The organism is Salmonella sp. 32120201201600049SM (assembly GCF_017572835.1).
Classification (GTDB): Bacteria; Pseudomonadota; Gammaproteobacteria; order Enterobacterales; family Enterobacteriaceae; genus Salmonella; species Salmonella enterica.
In genome coordinates this window covers 25,581-41,213 of the sequence record NZ_JAGESA010000002.1, presented here as the reverse complement: position 1 = coordinate 41,213, position 15,633 = coordinate 25,581, and the positions used below count along the sequence as shown (strand labels likewise).

Genomic DNA, 15,633 nt, shown 5'->3' with positions numbered 1-15,633 from the left:
GCGGCATCATGCTGATTGATTTTCATTTTTCCACTCCCGACGGTGACTTTGCATCCGATCCGCGTTAAGCGCCTGCGCTTTTGGCGCATCCATCACCAGTTGTCCTTCTTTCAGGACAACGACACGCTCAACCAGCTCCAGTATTGGTACCCGGTGCGTCGCGACGACCAGGGTTCGATTGCCAAGCCACTGATGTAACCGCTGAATAAACTCTCGTTCCGTATGCTCGTCCAGCGAGGCGCTGGGTTCGTCAAGTAGCACAATATTGGGGGAGCGCAGCAGCATTCTCGCCAGCAACAGGGACTGACGCTGCCCGCCGGACAGGCCGTTACCCCCCTCCATAATGGGATGATCCAACCCTTTTGCCAGCCGCCTGACGAAGACGGCGCCGCCGCTGACTTCGAGCGCGTCAAAAATCTGTTCATCGTTGGCGTGCGGCGCGCCGAGCGTCAGGTTCTCTCGTAGGGTGCCGAAGAAAAGCTGCGCGTTCTGGCTAAGAAAGCCGATGTTGCGGCGTAAATCCGCCATATCGATGTGCGACAAGCTGAGATTATCAAGCCGGGCATCTCCCTGAATCATCTCCAGGCCGCCCGCCATCGCCTGTAAAAGTGTGGATTTACCCGCGCCGTTACGCCCCAGTATCGCAATCCGCTCGCCTGGCATGATCTCCAGACGCACGAGGCGCAGCGGTATGCGTTGATCGTCGTTATGGTAACGAAACTGAGCGTTTTCAAAGAGGTAATGCCCGTGGAGGATGTCGCGGTGTATCAGGCTATCGTCATGCTGTGTCTCGGTGGGCAGTTGCATAATGTTGTCGAGACCCATCTTCGCCGCTTTCACCTGCTGCCAGCGCGCCAGCACGCCGCACAGGTTAGCCATTGGCGCGATCATCCGCGAGCCGAGCATCGACGCGGCGACCACGGCGCCGGTAGTCATACTGCCTTCAATGACCATCGGCGCGCCGAACATAATCACCGCGGCATACACCAGACTTTGTACCGACATCCCCCAACTGATAAGCCCTTGTGTGAGTTTGCGGGTGCGTAGACCCGACTCGCCGGTAATACGGATATAGCTATTCCACTGCTGAAGAAAGCGGTTCTCCGCCTGCATCAGTTTAATATCTTCCAGCCCCTGAACGCTTTCGACCAAGACTGCATTGCGTAGCGTCGCTTCGTGGGCGGCCTGGTTGGCGAGGACAGCCAGTTTTTTTTGCAGTGCGACGCCCGGCAGGATCATCAGCAGAGCTGCCACGGGCGCTATCCATGCCAGCGGTGGGGCAATAATCGCCAGGACTATCATAAACAGGAAAAAGAAAGGCAGATCGACAATGGTCGCCAACGTTGAAGAGGTAATCATCTCGCGGATCTGCTCCAGTTCGCGTAACTGCGAGATAAAACTGCCGGTGGAACGGGGGATAGCGCTGTTGCGCAGCCTTAACGCATGACCGAATACCCGATCGGAAATGCGCATATCGGCGCGTTTACCGAGCACGTCCATAATGTGCGTACGCGCTTCACGCAGCAGAAAACCGAACAGCACCGCTACCAGCACGCCGAAGGAGAGCACGTACAGGGTAGGATATGACTGAGCGGGGATCACCCGATCGTAAACCTGCATAGAGAACACAATCCCGGCCAGCGACAGCACGTTAATCAGAAAGGCGGCGACCATTACCGGTAAATAAGGGCGAATATCCTGCAGAACCAGCTCGCGCATCCAGTCGGGTTTAAAGCGGGAGATATAGCGGTCGACGCGGCTATCCTTGAGCGCCGATAGCGGGCGTAGCGCGGCAACATAGAGGATCTCCGGCAATAACTCGCTGAGCGTCAGGCGGTTACGCTGACCCTCTTCTTCAATCACAAAAACGTCTACCGCATCTTCGCCATTAACATGTTCGATAACCAATAACAGCCCGTCCCGGAGCTCGACAACCAACGGCAATCGCCACTGACTAAATGCCGTTTTGTCTATGTCCGGCGCATGAAAGGATAAACCCGCCTGCCGCGCGAGCTGCGTTAAGGCGGTCGTTCTGCTTTTACCCCTAAACCACGGGGCGTTGGCCTGAATTGAACCGGGAGAACAGGCAACGCGATAATGACCGGCGACATAGCTGATGGCCTGCGCCCATTGGCTTAGCGCGCGCTCACTGAGTACCTCTTCTACATCGGGGGCGGCACGGGTCATGGCTGGATCTCCACGGATTGAATGCTGCGATGATTTAACGCGAACGCCTGACGAAGCGCGCCGGTGTTATACAGACAGTTCAGTTGCAACTGATGCAACTGGCTTTCCGTTTGCAGTTCGGCAAAACGCGCCTGGTAAACTTCCTGCTCCGCATTAAGCACGTCGAGCAGCGGGCGGGAACCGAGGTCAAGGTATTGCTGCTGATACAGTTCGCGCGTGCGTTCGCTAAGCTGCTGTTGCCGACGAAGGATTTGTAACGCGCTGGCAAGACTCATTGCCTGGCTGCGCGCCTCCATCAGTTTCTGGCGGACATCAAGCCGGGTGCGCTGAATGGTCGACTGAGCCGCGTCTACCGCATGGCTGGCGGCGTTGCGTCGGGCAGTCAGCCCTCCGCCCTGATAAAGCGGCATCTCAACTTTTACCCAGGTGGAATACTGGGTTTTATCCAGCACTTCATGACTGGGATATTTATCATTAAGATAATGTTGTACAGAAGGTTCGAGCGAAATCGTCGGCGTCATTTGTGCGCTGGCATAGTCCAGATTCGCCCGCGCAACGTTGGCCTGCGCCCAGGCGGCCAGTACCGCGGGCACCAGTCGATCGTCGGGAGTCGCCGTCTCACAGCTGCGAGCAAGTTTCGCTGGGAAGTCATTATTGATGCCGTTAAGCGAATTCCAGCCCAGCCAGCTCATCAGTGAGGCTTTCGCACTGTCGAGATTGGCCTGATACTGCGCCAGTTGCGAGCGGGCGGATTCGATTCTGGCTTCGGTTTGCACCACGTCAGAGAGCGACGTAGCGCCTTCATCGCTGCGCTGCCGGATAAGTTTACCGATGCCGTCCAGCGCGACGAGCTGTTCTTCCGCCGCTTCTACCATTTGCTGCCAGCTCTGCGTTTGTACAATGGCGTTGGCGGTTTCGTGCGCGACGGTATCAATACTGAGCAACACATTGGCCTGTTGCTGCGCTGCGCCTGCGGTTTCGGCGCGAACCTGGCTTGCCACTTTGCCGAAGTCATAAAGCATTTGCGATACCGACAGCACTAGCGAGGGGCTATACCCGTGATCGGTGTAGGTATTGCTGTACCCATTGTTCACGCCAGCGCTGACTTGCGGATAATATTTCGATTTGGCGACCTCTATTTGTTCATTCTGTGCGAGCAGTTTGCCGATGGCTTCGCGAATAGAAGGATGCCAGTTAACGGCGCGATTGACCGCGTCATTGAGCGTCAGGTTGCCCGGCGCGGCGGCGCTGAGCGGCCACTCAGCGGCGGAGCCATCCAGCGAAGGAAGCATCTGGTCCGTTGCTAATCCTTCGGATGTAATCATTGGCGGCGCTTCTGCGCCCCGGGGCTGGTGATGAAACAAAGCAAATGCCAGTACGATGGCGACAGGCGCGACTCTTCCCATAGTTTATCCCTTTTAAATATCACCGCTTGTTGCCCCGAACGTCGTGGCGTTCGGGGCTTTTTTATCAACCGCCGGTTATCAGGTGGTTGTTCTGCAACAGATCATTTAGCGTGAGCTGCACATTCTCCAGAGTGACAAGGTCGGTTGATTTAAACGCGCTGCCGGCGCCGTCGCGATCGACGGATATCACCGTATTGGCGCCGCTGGTATGAACCTGAACAAAGTTACCCAGCGTCGCCGCCTGGTGATCCCAGCCGGTCAGCAGTTCGTGGATATCGATCTTGTCGCCCTGCGCGGTAGAGAAGTTTTGCCAGCGATCGACGCCGTTGCCGCCGGTCGCGTCCGCGCCGTTTAACAGGTGGTAAATCAGCGTATCGCCATAGGCGGAGCCGATGAGAACATCGTTTTGGTTGGTACTGACGATTTGTGGCGCCATATCAATGGTCAATGTGGCGCTATCCGTATGACCCATCTTGTCATCCAGTTGATAGGTAAAGACCTCTTTACTGGTGATGGACGACATCGCGACGCCATTATTCAGGGTGTAGGTGTAAGCGCCATCAAGGTTAATTTGCAATGTGCCGTAATGTCCCTGAATCGTGGCGCTGGTGGTATTCGCCGCGGCGTCCAGCGTGGCGGCGCTGCCGTTATACCCGCTAATGCTCAGGCGGGTATTCACCGTATTAAGCTGATCCATCGCCCCCGCCGCGTCGCTGCCGTCAAAAATATTGCCGAGAACGGTATGCGTTCCGGACGTTTCAAAATTATCCAGATCGACGGTGGTGCCGATGACGCGTGGCGTGATCGTCGCCGCCCCGGCCAGGGTATTGGTGCCGGTAAAGTTAAGCGTGTACGTTCCGGCATCCAGCTCCAGGCCGCTCAGGTTAACGGTTACCGTCGCGCTGCCCAGCGTGATATTCGCCACCGGAACGGTTCCGTTGCGTATGACGGTCCCGTTCTCCTGAATGGCCCAGCTAATATTCAGATTGCCCAGCGTAATGAGCGTGGAGACATCAAAAACCAGTGACGCGCCTTTAAGTACGGTGCCCGTTGCAACGTCAAAGGTGCCGCTCCCGCTGCCCGATTTGCCGAGTAGCCCCCAACTGGCGCTGCCGACGCTGGAGTCCAGCCAGGCAGCGGTATCCTGAAGCGTGGCGACGCTGAGGGTATCGCTGACATCATTAATCGCATCCAGCGCCCTGGCGGTTGGCGTGATATTGAGCGAGGCCGTATCGGTATCGCCGTTTGGCGCTTTGACCGTATAGATAAAGCTGTCCGGCGTTTTAATGCTGTCGGCGCCGACGCCGTTCTTCAGCGTGTAGGTATAGTTGCCTCTTGCGTCAATGATGAGCGAGCCATACAGCCCGTTTACCTCCGTCGTGCCGGTCGCCGCAATCGCCACGCCGTTTACTTCAGTGAGGAGGGCGTCCGTAGGGGCGACATCATTGGTCAGTACGTTGCCGGTGGTGTTGGCGGTGATACTGTCAACGGCATAGGTGTGGTCCTGGGAAATCGCCAGCGTATAGCCAGTGAGGACGCTAATGCCGCTGGCGGTATTCAGCACGAACAGGTATTCGCCGCCAGGCAACGTCAGGGTCAGCGGCTGGGACTGTCCGGCTAACAGCAGGGTGTTAATCCAGCCCTTTTGCACCCGGAACTGCTCATATTGTTGAATGGCATCGTTGAAGCGATAAACGTACAGATCGAACGTGGAAACCAGTGAGACGCCGCCGACGGTTCCCTGTAACGTCATGGTTCGCGTAGCGCCTTCTTCAACGTTAAAGATGATCGGATTAGTCATATCATCAAGCAGATTCGCGTTCAGTACATTACCAAGTCCGACGCTTAATACCGTGACGCCGCTTTGTGTCGAGGGACCGTTGTTGACGTAGCTAACGTGAGTATCAAAGACCAGCGAGGCGTTATTGTCTGTCGCTATCACGCTGCCCGGTACAGGCGCAGGGCCCAGATTGATAACCAGTTGCGCGGCGCTGCTACCGACGCCATTCTGGGTGATGGTGTAGGTGAAGCTCTCTTTATGTCCGTATCCCGCCGTGGGCTTAGTCAGCGTGTAGGTGTAACTGCCATCCTGATTAATGTGCAGCGTGCCGTATTGCCCCAGGATATCCACGCCGCCCGCGCCGACCGGCGTACTGACGCCGTTGGCGTTGGTGATGGCGGTGACCGTGGTGCCCGTCGGCGCGGTATCATCAGCCATGACGTTGCCGGTACTGATGGTTGGCCCGCTAATAATACCTGCGCTGGTCTGGTGTACATCGACATCCAGGCTGGTATATGACCCGGTAGCGAGCAGACTGGTGTTATAAGTGAGTACCCGGTACTGGCCTTCGCCCAGGCCGCTCAGGTTCAGGGTAACGCCGCTCCCGGTCAGGGTAAGCAAATTCGCGAAGTCGCCAACGGCGGTGTTGACGATCGTCGTCCAGGCGCCGAGGCTGGTGTCGTAGCGCTGTACCACAATCTCCTGAGTACTGAGCAGCGAAAGCACGATTCCCGTTGCGGCGGCATCGATGGTGACGTCGCCCGTACCACCTTCAGCAATGGTGAACTCAACCTGAGCGGTATCGTTACCCAAAACCGAGGCGACATTGCCAAGCGCGCCAACCAGCAGCAGGCCGTAATCCGAATAGTTTTGCGTACTGGTGACGGCGGTAGAGGTCAGATCAAGACTGGTGATGTTATCCCTTGCCGCCAGCGGCAGAACCGGCGCAGTAATGCCTAACGCGCCGGAGGCGTTACCCGCAGCGTCAGTGGCCGTCACGTTAATGAGTTGACCTTCAATTTGTTTTGTCGGCAAGGTGAGAGACCATGCGCCGTTGCTGCCGGCGGTGGTGGTGAGCGTCACACCGCCCGCCAGCGTGACGGTTACGGTGCTGTTTGCCTCTGCCTGCCCGGAAAGTGAACCGCCATCGGCGCTGAGCGTACCTGACGGCGTACCGGGCGCCAGCGTATCGACAATCACCGTCGCGGCGGTGGATACACTGCCTGTTCCGTTGGCGTTAGTCGCGGTGGCGGTGAAGGCGTGGCTGCCTTCGGTCAAATTGCCTGTCGGGGTAAAGCTCCAGTTTCCGCTGGCGTTCGCCGTGGTGGTGCCGAGCAGCGCCCCGTTGTTATAAATGCTCACCGTGGCGCCCGCCTGAGCGGTACCATTCAATGTGGGTTGTGCGTCATTAGTGACCTGGCCGTTGGCGATAGCGCCGGTATAAATACCCACATCATCTACTACGTTGGTGATGATCGGTGCTTCCGGCACGCGCGTATCGGGCGCGGTAAATCCGGCGGCAATGCCTGTGTTGCCTGCTTTATCCTGGGCAAATGCCAGTAGCGGCTGACCATTGGTCTGCGCGGGCGTGAGAGTGGCGGTGAAGCTGCCTGTACCGTCGGCGGTGGCGGTTCCCAGTACCACACCAGTCTCAGAGGTAATTGTCACTGTACTGCCTGCTTCTGCGGTGCCCGTCACCCGATTACCGGTAGTATTGATGACCAGGTTGCCGGGCGCGCCGGGCGCAATGGTATCCACGATAATCGTTGTCGATGGCGAAGCGGCGCTAACGTTGCCAGCCGCATCGGCGGCGCTAACGCTATAGGCGTGACTTCCCTGGCCGAGCGCGGCGGTTGGCGTCCAGCTCCAGTTGCCGCTGGCATTGGCGTTCACGGTCGCGACCAGCGCGCCATTATCGAAGATGCTTACCGCGCTGTTGGCTTCCGCGGTACCGTTGAGCGTCGGCTGTGTGTCGTTGGTCGATTGTCCATTGCCAATGGCGCCGGTGTTGTTCGGGACATCATCAACGATGCTGGTTATAAGCGGAACCGTTGGCGCAAGGGTATCGACCACGATAGTAAAACCGCTGGTGGCCGGGCTAACGTTGCCTGCCGGGTCGGTGGCGGTCACTGTTAATATGCGCGTGCCGTCGTTTAACCCTGTCGTCGGCGTGAAGCTCCACGCGCCGCCCGCGTTAGCCGAGGTGACGCCAAGCAGAGTGTTGCCATCATAGATACTGACCACGCTGCCCGCTTCGGCAGTGCCGTTCAGCGTGGGGCGGTTATCATTGGTTATCTGACCATTAGCGAGATTTCCTGTGACCCCGCCCGCGACGTCATCCACCACGGACGTCAGGATTGGCGTTTGCGGCGCGGTGGTATCGACCGTCAGGGTGAAAGCTGTACTGTTCGGGCTGCTGTTTCCTGCGGCATCGGTGGCGACGGCGGTGATGACGTGCGTTCCGCTTGCCAGCGTTGAGGTGGAGACGCTCCACGCGCCGTCAGGCTGAGCCGTTGTCGTGCCAATGACCGTGCCATTCTCATAGAGCGTAATCGTGGCGCCGGCTTCTGCGGTGCCGCTGAAGGTTGGCGTAGGATCGTTGGTATTTTGGCCGTTCGCGATCGTGCCGAGGCCTGGCGCCTGATCGTCACTGACTGATGTGATTACCGGCGTCAGCGGCGGCGTGGTATCGACGACGAAATTAACGCTGTCTGAAACGGGGCTGGCGTTGCCTGCGGCATCAACGGCAATGACGGTGATTACATGGTTGCCCGTCGCCAGCGAGGCATCGGGCGTGTAGCGCCAGCTATTGCTATTGTCGGCGGGAATTTCAGCCAGCAGCGTGCCGTTATCGTAGAGACGAATAGTTGTGTTGGCTTCACGGGTGCCGCTAATGACAGGGCGCGCCTCGTCTGTGATCTGTCCTGAACTCAGATTGCCGGTAATGGGGCCCGTACCGTCGTAGACCGTATCAATAACAGGCGCGGCGGGAGCCGTGGTATCAATAGTAAACGAGCGTATTTCGGACGCGGCGCTGGTATTGCCTGCCGCATCGGTTGCTGTCGCCGTCAGGTTCCAGACGCCCGCGCCCAGCGAGGTAGACGGCGTAAAGCTCCAGCTACCGTTGGCCTGAACTTGCGCCGTGCCGACCAGCGCGCTGCCATTATAAATCGAGATGGTTGTACCCGCCTCACCGGTACCCGAGAGTGTTGGTCGGGTTTCGTTCGTCGAGCCGCCGTTGGGGACGATGCCCGTTACTGGCGCCGTATTATCTGCCACGCTGGCGATAACCGGCGCGGCGGGCGGTGTGGCGTCAATCGTCAGCACAAATCCGCTGGACACCGAGCTGCTATTACCCGCCGGATCGGTGGCGCTAAGGGTGAACGTGTGGCTACCGTTTGCAAGCGGCGTCTGCGGCGTGAAACTCCACGTGCCGTCGCTATTCACCGTCGTGGTACCGATGGACGCGGGATTACCGTCAAGATAGACATTAATCGTCGCGCCTGCCTCTCCGCGCCCGTTCAGGGTGGGCGTCGCATCGTTCGTTAGCTGCCCGCTAACCAGGTTGCCGGTAATTCCGGGCTGGTCATCCACGACGGAGGTGAGAACCGGGATCGCCGGAGGCGTAATATCGACCACGATCGTCCACGGCGCGGAGACCGCGCTGGTATTGCCCGCCGGATCGGTAGCGCTAACCGTCAGATTATGGCTTCCCTCTGACAAATTGCGGGGCACCGGGAAGGTCCAGCTACCGTTTTCGCCTACCTGAGCCGTGCCAAGCGGCGTACCGTTATCAAAAATGGTGATTGTCGCGCCAGGTTCGCCAGTTCCGTTCAGTATTGGCTGCCGATCGTCGGTGGATTGCCCCGGTAACACCGGAACGGTCGGTTGATTGTTATCGTCAATCACGGACGTGATAACCGGCACATCTGGCGCCTGCGCGTCAATGTTCAGCGTAAAGCCGTCCGAAGGCTGGCCGCTATTGCCAGCGGGATCGGTCGCCACGGCGGTAAAGATGTGCGCGTTGCTCTCCAGCGGCGCGTTCGGGGTGAAGCGCCAGTTGCCGCTTTGATCTACCGTGGCGGAACCGATTTCTACGCCGTTATCCAGAATGCGGATCGTGGCGCCAGCTTCTCCCGTTCCGTTGAGCGTCGGGCGTGAATCATTGGTGAGCGCGCCGTTATCCAGCGTACCGGTCATGCCGGGGACATCATCCGTTGCGCTGGTAATAACCGGTTGCGCCGGCGCGCTAAGATCGACAGTGATCCCGACCGGTGCGGACAGGCCGCCCGGGCCATTCGCATTGGTTGCCTGGACGGTGAAGTAATGTGTGCTTTCGCTTAATGGCGTCGCGATCTCAAAGATCCAGTTCCCGCTGGCGTCAACGGTGGCAAAGCCTGCCGAATCGCCATCAATGAAAACTTCAACGGTAGAGCCGATATCCGTGGTGCCGCGCAGCGTCGGCATGGTGTCGTCCGTGGCGCCGCCCGCCGCAATATTCCCCTGTACGCTCCCGACATCATCTTCAATCGCCGTGATGGCCGGGACGGCGGGCAGACCGCTGTCGGAAGCGGGAAAATTCGTAGCCGGGCCGTTATTCCCCGCGCGATCGATAGCAATTGCCGTCAGCGTACCGCCATCGGTTTGCGCCGGACTGAGCGTAACGACGAATTCACCGGTACCATTAGCGACAGCGCTGCCGACCAGGGTGCCATCGGCATGATGAATTTCAACGGTAGCGTAAGGATCGGCAAGTCCGGCGACGCGCGTGCCATCGTCGTCCACCGTCTGGATCGTTGGCGCGGGCGGGGCGGTGATATCCACGGTAATGGTGATCGGTTGGGTTTGCGCCGTGGTATTTCCAGCGTCGTCAGTCGCGCTGAAGGTTAGCGCATGGCTGACTTCTGACAATTCGGGCGTATTGAATGTCCAGGCCCCGTCGGTGACGACCGCTGTACCGATTGCCACGCCATTGTCGTAAATCGTGACGGTGCTGCCGTTTTCGCCGCTGCCGTTGATAGTCAGCATCCGATCGTTAGTAAAGGCGCCATCGGTTAATGGCCCGGTCACTGGTGCAATATCGTCAAGGATCTCATTGACGACGGGCGGCTGCAACGGAACGGTGTCGACGGTGAAGGTAAAGCTGTTCGATACGCCGCTGCTGTTTCCGGCGGCATCGGCGGCAATGGCGGTCAGGGTGTAGACGCCATCCGGCAACGCGCTGGTCACCGGCAGCGTCCAGGTGCCGGTCTCATCGACGGTGGCTACGCCTAAAACGCTGCTGCCATTATAGAGCGTAATAATGCTGCCGATGTCGCCAGTGCCGTGAATGACCGGTGTATTGTCGTCAGTGGTTGCGCCGCTGACAATAGTATCCTGGACTTCGCCGACGTTATCTTCGGCAAAAGTGATAACCGGATTGGCGGGCGCAGTGGTGTCTAGCGTAAAAGTGACTGAGGCGGAAGGTGGACTGATATTGCCCGCTATATCGGTTTCCGTGACGGTAATGGTATAGGTTTCTGGCGTCAGTGCCGCAGGCGTAAAGTTCCAGCTACCGTTATCGCCTACCGTTGTGCGACCAATTTCACTGCCATTATTGTAGAGAATAATCGTGCTGCCGATCTCTCCCGTGCCGCTGAAGGTCGGCGTGGTATCGTTCGTTGCGCCATTATTGCCGATGTTGCCGATAACCGGCGCGACGTTATCGCTGATTAGCGGCGCGTCAGGCTGCGCTGGAGGCTGGGTATCAAGGGTAACGGAGAAAACGCCGGAGGTCGGGCTACTATTGCCTGCGGCATCCGTGGCGGTGGCCGTCAGGATGTTTAATCCTTCGCTCAGATTACGGGTTAGCGGATAGGTCCAGCTACCCTGTGGATTGACCTGGACGGTAGCCAGTTCTACGCCGTTATTGTACAGGGTGATGATGGCGCCGGGTTCGCCGGTGCCGCTGAGGGTCGGCATACGCTGATTGGTAATACTGCCGTTTGCCAGTAGCACCTCGCCTTCTCCGCCGGTGATGGCGGCTGACACGATCTGCGGCGCATCCGGCACCTGGGTATCGACGCGCAGGGTAAAGCTGAGGGATTCGGGACTTTCGTTCCCCGCCGGATCGTTGGCGCGAGCGGTCAGAAGGTGGTCGCCGTCGCCCAGCGCGGCAGGCGGCGTAAACTGCCAGCGCCCGTCCGTGCCGACCAGCGCCTGACCTATGGCATTGCCGTTATCGTAAAGGATGATTGTGTCGCCTGCGGTGCCGCTACCGCTCAACCGGGGCTGGGATTCCTGGGTAATCTGATTGGTATCAATCGTATTTCCGTCGCCGTCAGCTACGCCGATAATGCCGGGGGCGGCAGGGGCCTGGGTATCAATGGTAATCGTAAAATCGGTCGAAAAAGGCGTGGTGTTGCCGTTACTGTCGCTGGCCGTCACGGTAAAGGTGTAGGTGTCGTCCGCCAGTGGCGAGGCCGTGGTGTAAGCGTAGCTCCAGACGCCGGAATTACCGACGATAATATCTGCTATCCGGGCGCCATTCTGATACAGGTGTACTGTGGAACCCGGTTCACCTGTACCATTAATCGTTGGCGTGCTGTCGTTAGTGAGCCCCAGATGCGCGACGCTACCGAGAATACCCGGCGCATCATCTGTAATGAAGGTGATTACCGGTTGCTGCGGCGATTGTGTATCGACCACCAGGTCGAATGACGCGGCCTGACTGGCATTGCCTTTAGCGTCGGTTGCGATTACGGTCAGTCGATGCGCGCCTTCACCTAAATTTTGCGACGGCGTAAACGTCCAGGCACCGTTGGGCTGTAGCGTGGCGAGTCCCAGTGAAACGCCGTTATCAAAGACTTCGACACGCGCGCCGGCCTCCGCCGTACCGCTAAGGGTGGGACGGTTGTCGTTGGTGGTTTGTCCGTTCACCAGCGGCCCGGTGAAGCTTTCAACATCGTCCAACACCTGAGTGATAATGGGCTTATCCGGGGCGGTGATATCGGGCGCTTGCGCTGTGGTTGGCGGGCTGACATTGTTGGCGCTGTCGGTGGCGGTGACGGTAACCTGTTCGCCGTTGGTCTGTGCGGGGACGAGGGGAAGGGTAAAATGACCTTCGCCATCTGCTTTGCCGCTGCCAAGCGGCTTGCCGTCCGGCGTGGCGATCGTGATGGCGCTACCCGGTTCGGCGGTGCCGCTGATACTGGTGCCATCCTCACTAATTACCACGTTTTTCGGCATTTCCGGCGCGGTACTGTCCGGCGCGATAACCGTCGCGGCGGCGCTTTCGTTTTTCGCGACATCGGTGGCGGTAGCGATAAGCGCCTGGCCGTTAGTCTGCGCCGTATTCAGCGGAACGATAAATTGTCCGTTGCCGTTAGCGACGGCGCTGCCAAGTACGGTGTTGCTACTGTCGCGGATAGTGACCGTTGCCCCGGCTTCCGCCTGACCGCTTACGGACAGACCGTCGGTCGCCACGATAAGACCGTTCGGTGCCGCAGGCGCAGTTTTATCCGGCGCGTTCAGCGTTTCTACCGGACCGCTATTCGCGGCTTTATCGGTAACGCTAATGCTTAATGTTTCGCCGTTAATTTTCGCCGGGCTAATACCTATTGAGAAGGTGCCGTCGTCGCCTGCCGTTCCACTCCCGAGCGTATTTCCCAGGCTATCTTTGATAACCACCGTACTGCCAGCTTCCGTAGTGCCGGTGAGTTTGTCGCCGACGTCGCTAACCGTCAGGCCTTCCAGCACCGGCGGCTGCGTGTCGATATCAATGGTAAAGGAGACGGACTGCCCGCTGGTGCCGCGATCGTTGGTCGCGGTAGCGGTAAAGACATGGTCGCCATCGGCAAGCGCCAGCGAGGGGGTAAAGCTCCATTTGCCGTCAGCGTCAGCGACAATGGGCGGAAAGGTCGCTACAGGAAAGCCATTATCGTTAATCGATATCGTACTGCCTGGTTCAGCAGTACCGCTGAGGGTTGGGCGGTTATCATCTGTGGCATCGCCATTTTTCAGCAGCCCGGTAACGGCGCCAGCGTCATCCGTCACGGTAAGGATAGTCGGCTGGGCAGGATACTGTGAGTCAGAAGCGGTAAACTCCGTGGCGGGGCCGATGTTACCGACGGCGTCCTGAATACGCGCTTCCAGACGCTCGCCGTGGGTCTGAGCCGGATTCAGCGTGATGCTGAAGTGGTTATTTTCTCCGGTAATCGTGGAGCCCAGGTAATTTCCCGCCGGGTCATAGATCGACACGGTACTGCCAGCTTCAGCGGTGCCGCTAACGGTTGTGCCGTCTTTCGCAACATTATCAATGATAGCGGCGTCCGGTGGCGTGGTGTCCACAATGATAGTAGGCGTTGTCGTCACGCGGCTCGTGTTTCCGGCTTTGTCGCTTTGTTCGACGGTAAAGGTATGTTCGCCATCGCTTAACGGCGTAGTCGGCGTAAAGGTCCAGCGTCCATTTTCGTCTACGGTAGCGCTGCCGATAACGGTTGAACCTTCTTTAATCGTGATGGTATTGCCTGCCTCTCCCTGCCCGGAAAATAGCGGTTTTGCCTCGTCAGTCCGGTCATTATTCTGTAGCGGCCCGGTGAGCAAACCGGTGTTATCGGCAATCAGTTCAACGCGTGGGGCATCGGGGCTGAGTGTGTCGATAGTCAGCGTAAAGCGGGCTGATTCGCTACTTTCGCCTTTAACGTTAGTCGCAATGGCGGTGAAATGATTTTCCCCATCCGCTAGCGCGCTGGTAATGGCAAAACGCCAGTTTCCGCTGGTATCAACCGTTGTGGAGCCTATTTCCTGACCATTGGCGTAAATATGGATGACTGTGCCTGCGCTGCCGGTGCCCTCCAGAGTGGGGGTACTGTCGTTCGTAAACTGATTATTGCTCAGCGTGCCGGTGAGGGGAGCGGCATCATCGATAGCGGCGGTGATAACCGGTGTATCGGGGAGAGGAATGTTGGGCGCATCAATGGTTGCGGATGGGCCGGTATTGCCGGCATCGTCAGTCGCGGTCACGGTAAGTTGTTCGCCGCTAATCTGTGGCGCTGTCAGATCAATACTAAATTTACCGTCGCTATCCGCTTTGCCCTCGCCAACGACGTTACCTGAAGGATCTTTAATGGTAATGGTACTGCCCGCTTCGGCTTGCCCGCTTACCGTTTTTCCGTCCGCTGAAATCAACAAGTTGCCGGGAGCGAGAGGCGGGGTAGTATCTACAGGATTACTGCTACCTGGAGTATTGCCGTTAGGGTTACTGCCGCCGGGATTGCTGTTATCAGGGGGATTACCGTCAGGATTGGTGTTATTGGGGGGCGGATTATCGCCATCCGAATGATGATGGGAATCGCCGCCGCCGGCAGACGCGATAGCGGCAATGCCGCCAGCCGCCACCGCGCCAGCCAGTACCCACGGCCAAACGGCGCCGCCTGCTTCATGGGAAGCGCCAGAAGTGACCAGCAGCTCATTAATATCAGCGATTTGTTCAAAATGTAGCCCGGCTTGCGGATTTTCTACCCACCATAACGTGCCATCGTTTTCCGCCAGTACTAACTGGCTTGCGCCCAGATCGTTGGTAACGTAAAAGTTTTTAATCGTGATCGTTTCGCCGGAATGGAGCCTCACCACCAGATCCTGATTAATGCGCGTAAGTTGACTAATTTCCTCCCGGGCCACTGATAATTTAACAATTGACGGGGCGTTAAGAGTGACCGCTGAGGATTCCACAGTGGTGGAGACGCCAGTCAATTTCGAAACCACGGCGAGTAGACGCATAAATTAGCTCCTGATGGATTTGCTCTGTGTATTAATTAACGGGCACGACGTTCAGGGCAAAATGCGTAGACGAGCCTTCCCGTTCATCATGAGAGATGAATTTCCGTAGCCATATTCTTTTTTATGAGCGTAGGTGAAGGTCTGGTTTTCTCGCCGAATAACCCTTTGTTTTTTGTGCCTGACTAGTGCTTTCGTATTAGATGATATAGTCAGAAAAAAATCTTTCTGCAAATTAAGATCTATTGATAAAGGTGTTAGTGCGTCTGAAATATAACGGAGTTTGTGTTAAGGAGATGTAGGGTGGGCTAACAATACATGATATTTTTTTATTTATCTTTATGTTTTATAATGAATTTTAATTTTTTCTTCTTTTTCTCTTTTAACATAAAAACAATACTTTTTGTGAAGGTATTCAGCAATATTAAATTTTATAAAAATCATTTGAAGTATTGTGTTATTAGACTATAAAAATTTTTAAACAAAGAATATATTCTTGTTGTG

At 57.3% G+C, this 15,633-nt stretch carries 3 protein-coding genes; all 3 read right to left on the bottom strand.

Annotation, left to right across the window (positions count from 1 at the left end; all coding sequences use genetic code 11):
* Nucleotides 1-6 precede the first annotated feature (6 nt).
* Nucleotides 7-2,187, bottom strand: coding sequence for a type I secretion system permease/ATPase (locus J4650_RS06150; RefSeq protein ID WP_023993985.1), 2,181 nt, complete (start codon nucleotides 2,185-2,187; stop codon nucleotides 7-9).
* Nucleotides 2,184-3,593, bottom strand: coding sequence for a TolC family outer membrane protein (locus J4650_RS06145; RefSeq protein WP_023993986.1), 1,410 nt, complete (start codon nucleotides 3,591-3,593; stop codon nucleotides 2,184-2,186). The genes J4650_RS06150 and J4650_RS06145 overlap by 4 nt, the downstream gene beginning before the upstream one ends.
* Before the next feature lie 64 nt (nucleotides 3,594-3,657).
* Nucleotides 3,658-15,132 carry a biofilm-associated protein BapA gene (gene bapA / locus J4650_RS06140; RefSeq protein ID WP_023993987.1) on the bottom strand — a complete coding sequence of 3,825 codons (11,475 nt, stop codon included), beginning with the start codon at nucleotides 15,130-15,132 and terminating at the stop codon, nucleotides 3,658-3,660.
* Nucleotides 15,133-15,633 lie beyond the last annotated feature (501 nt).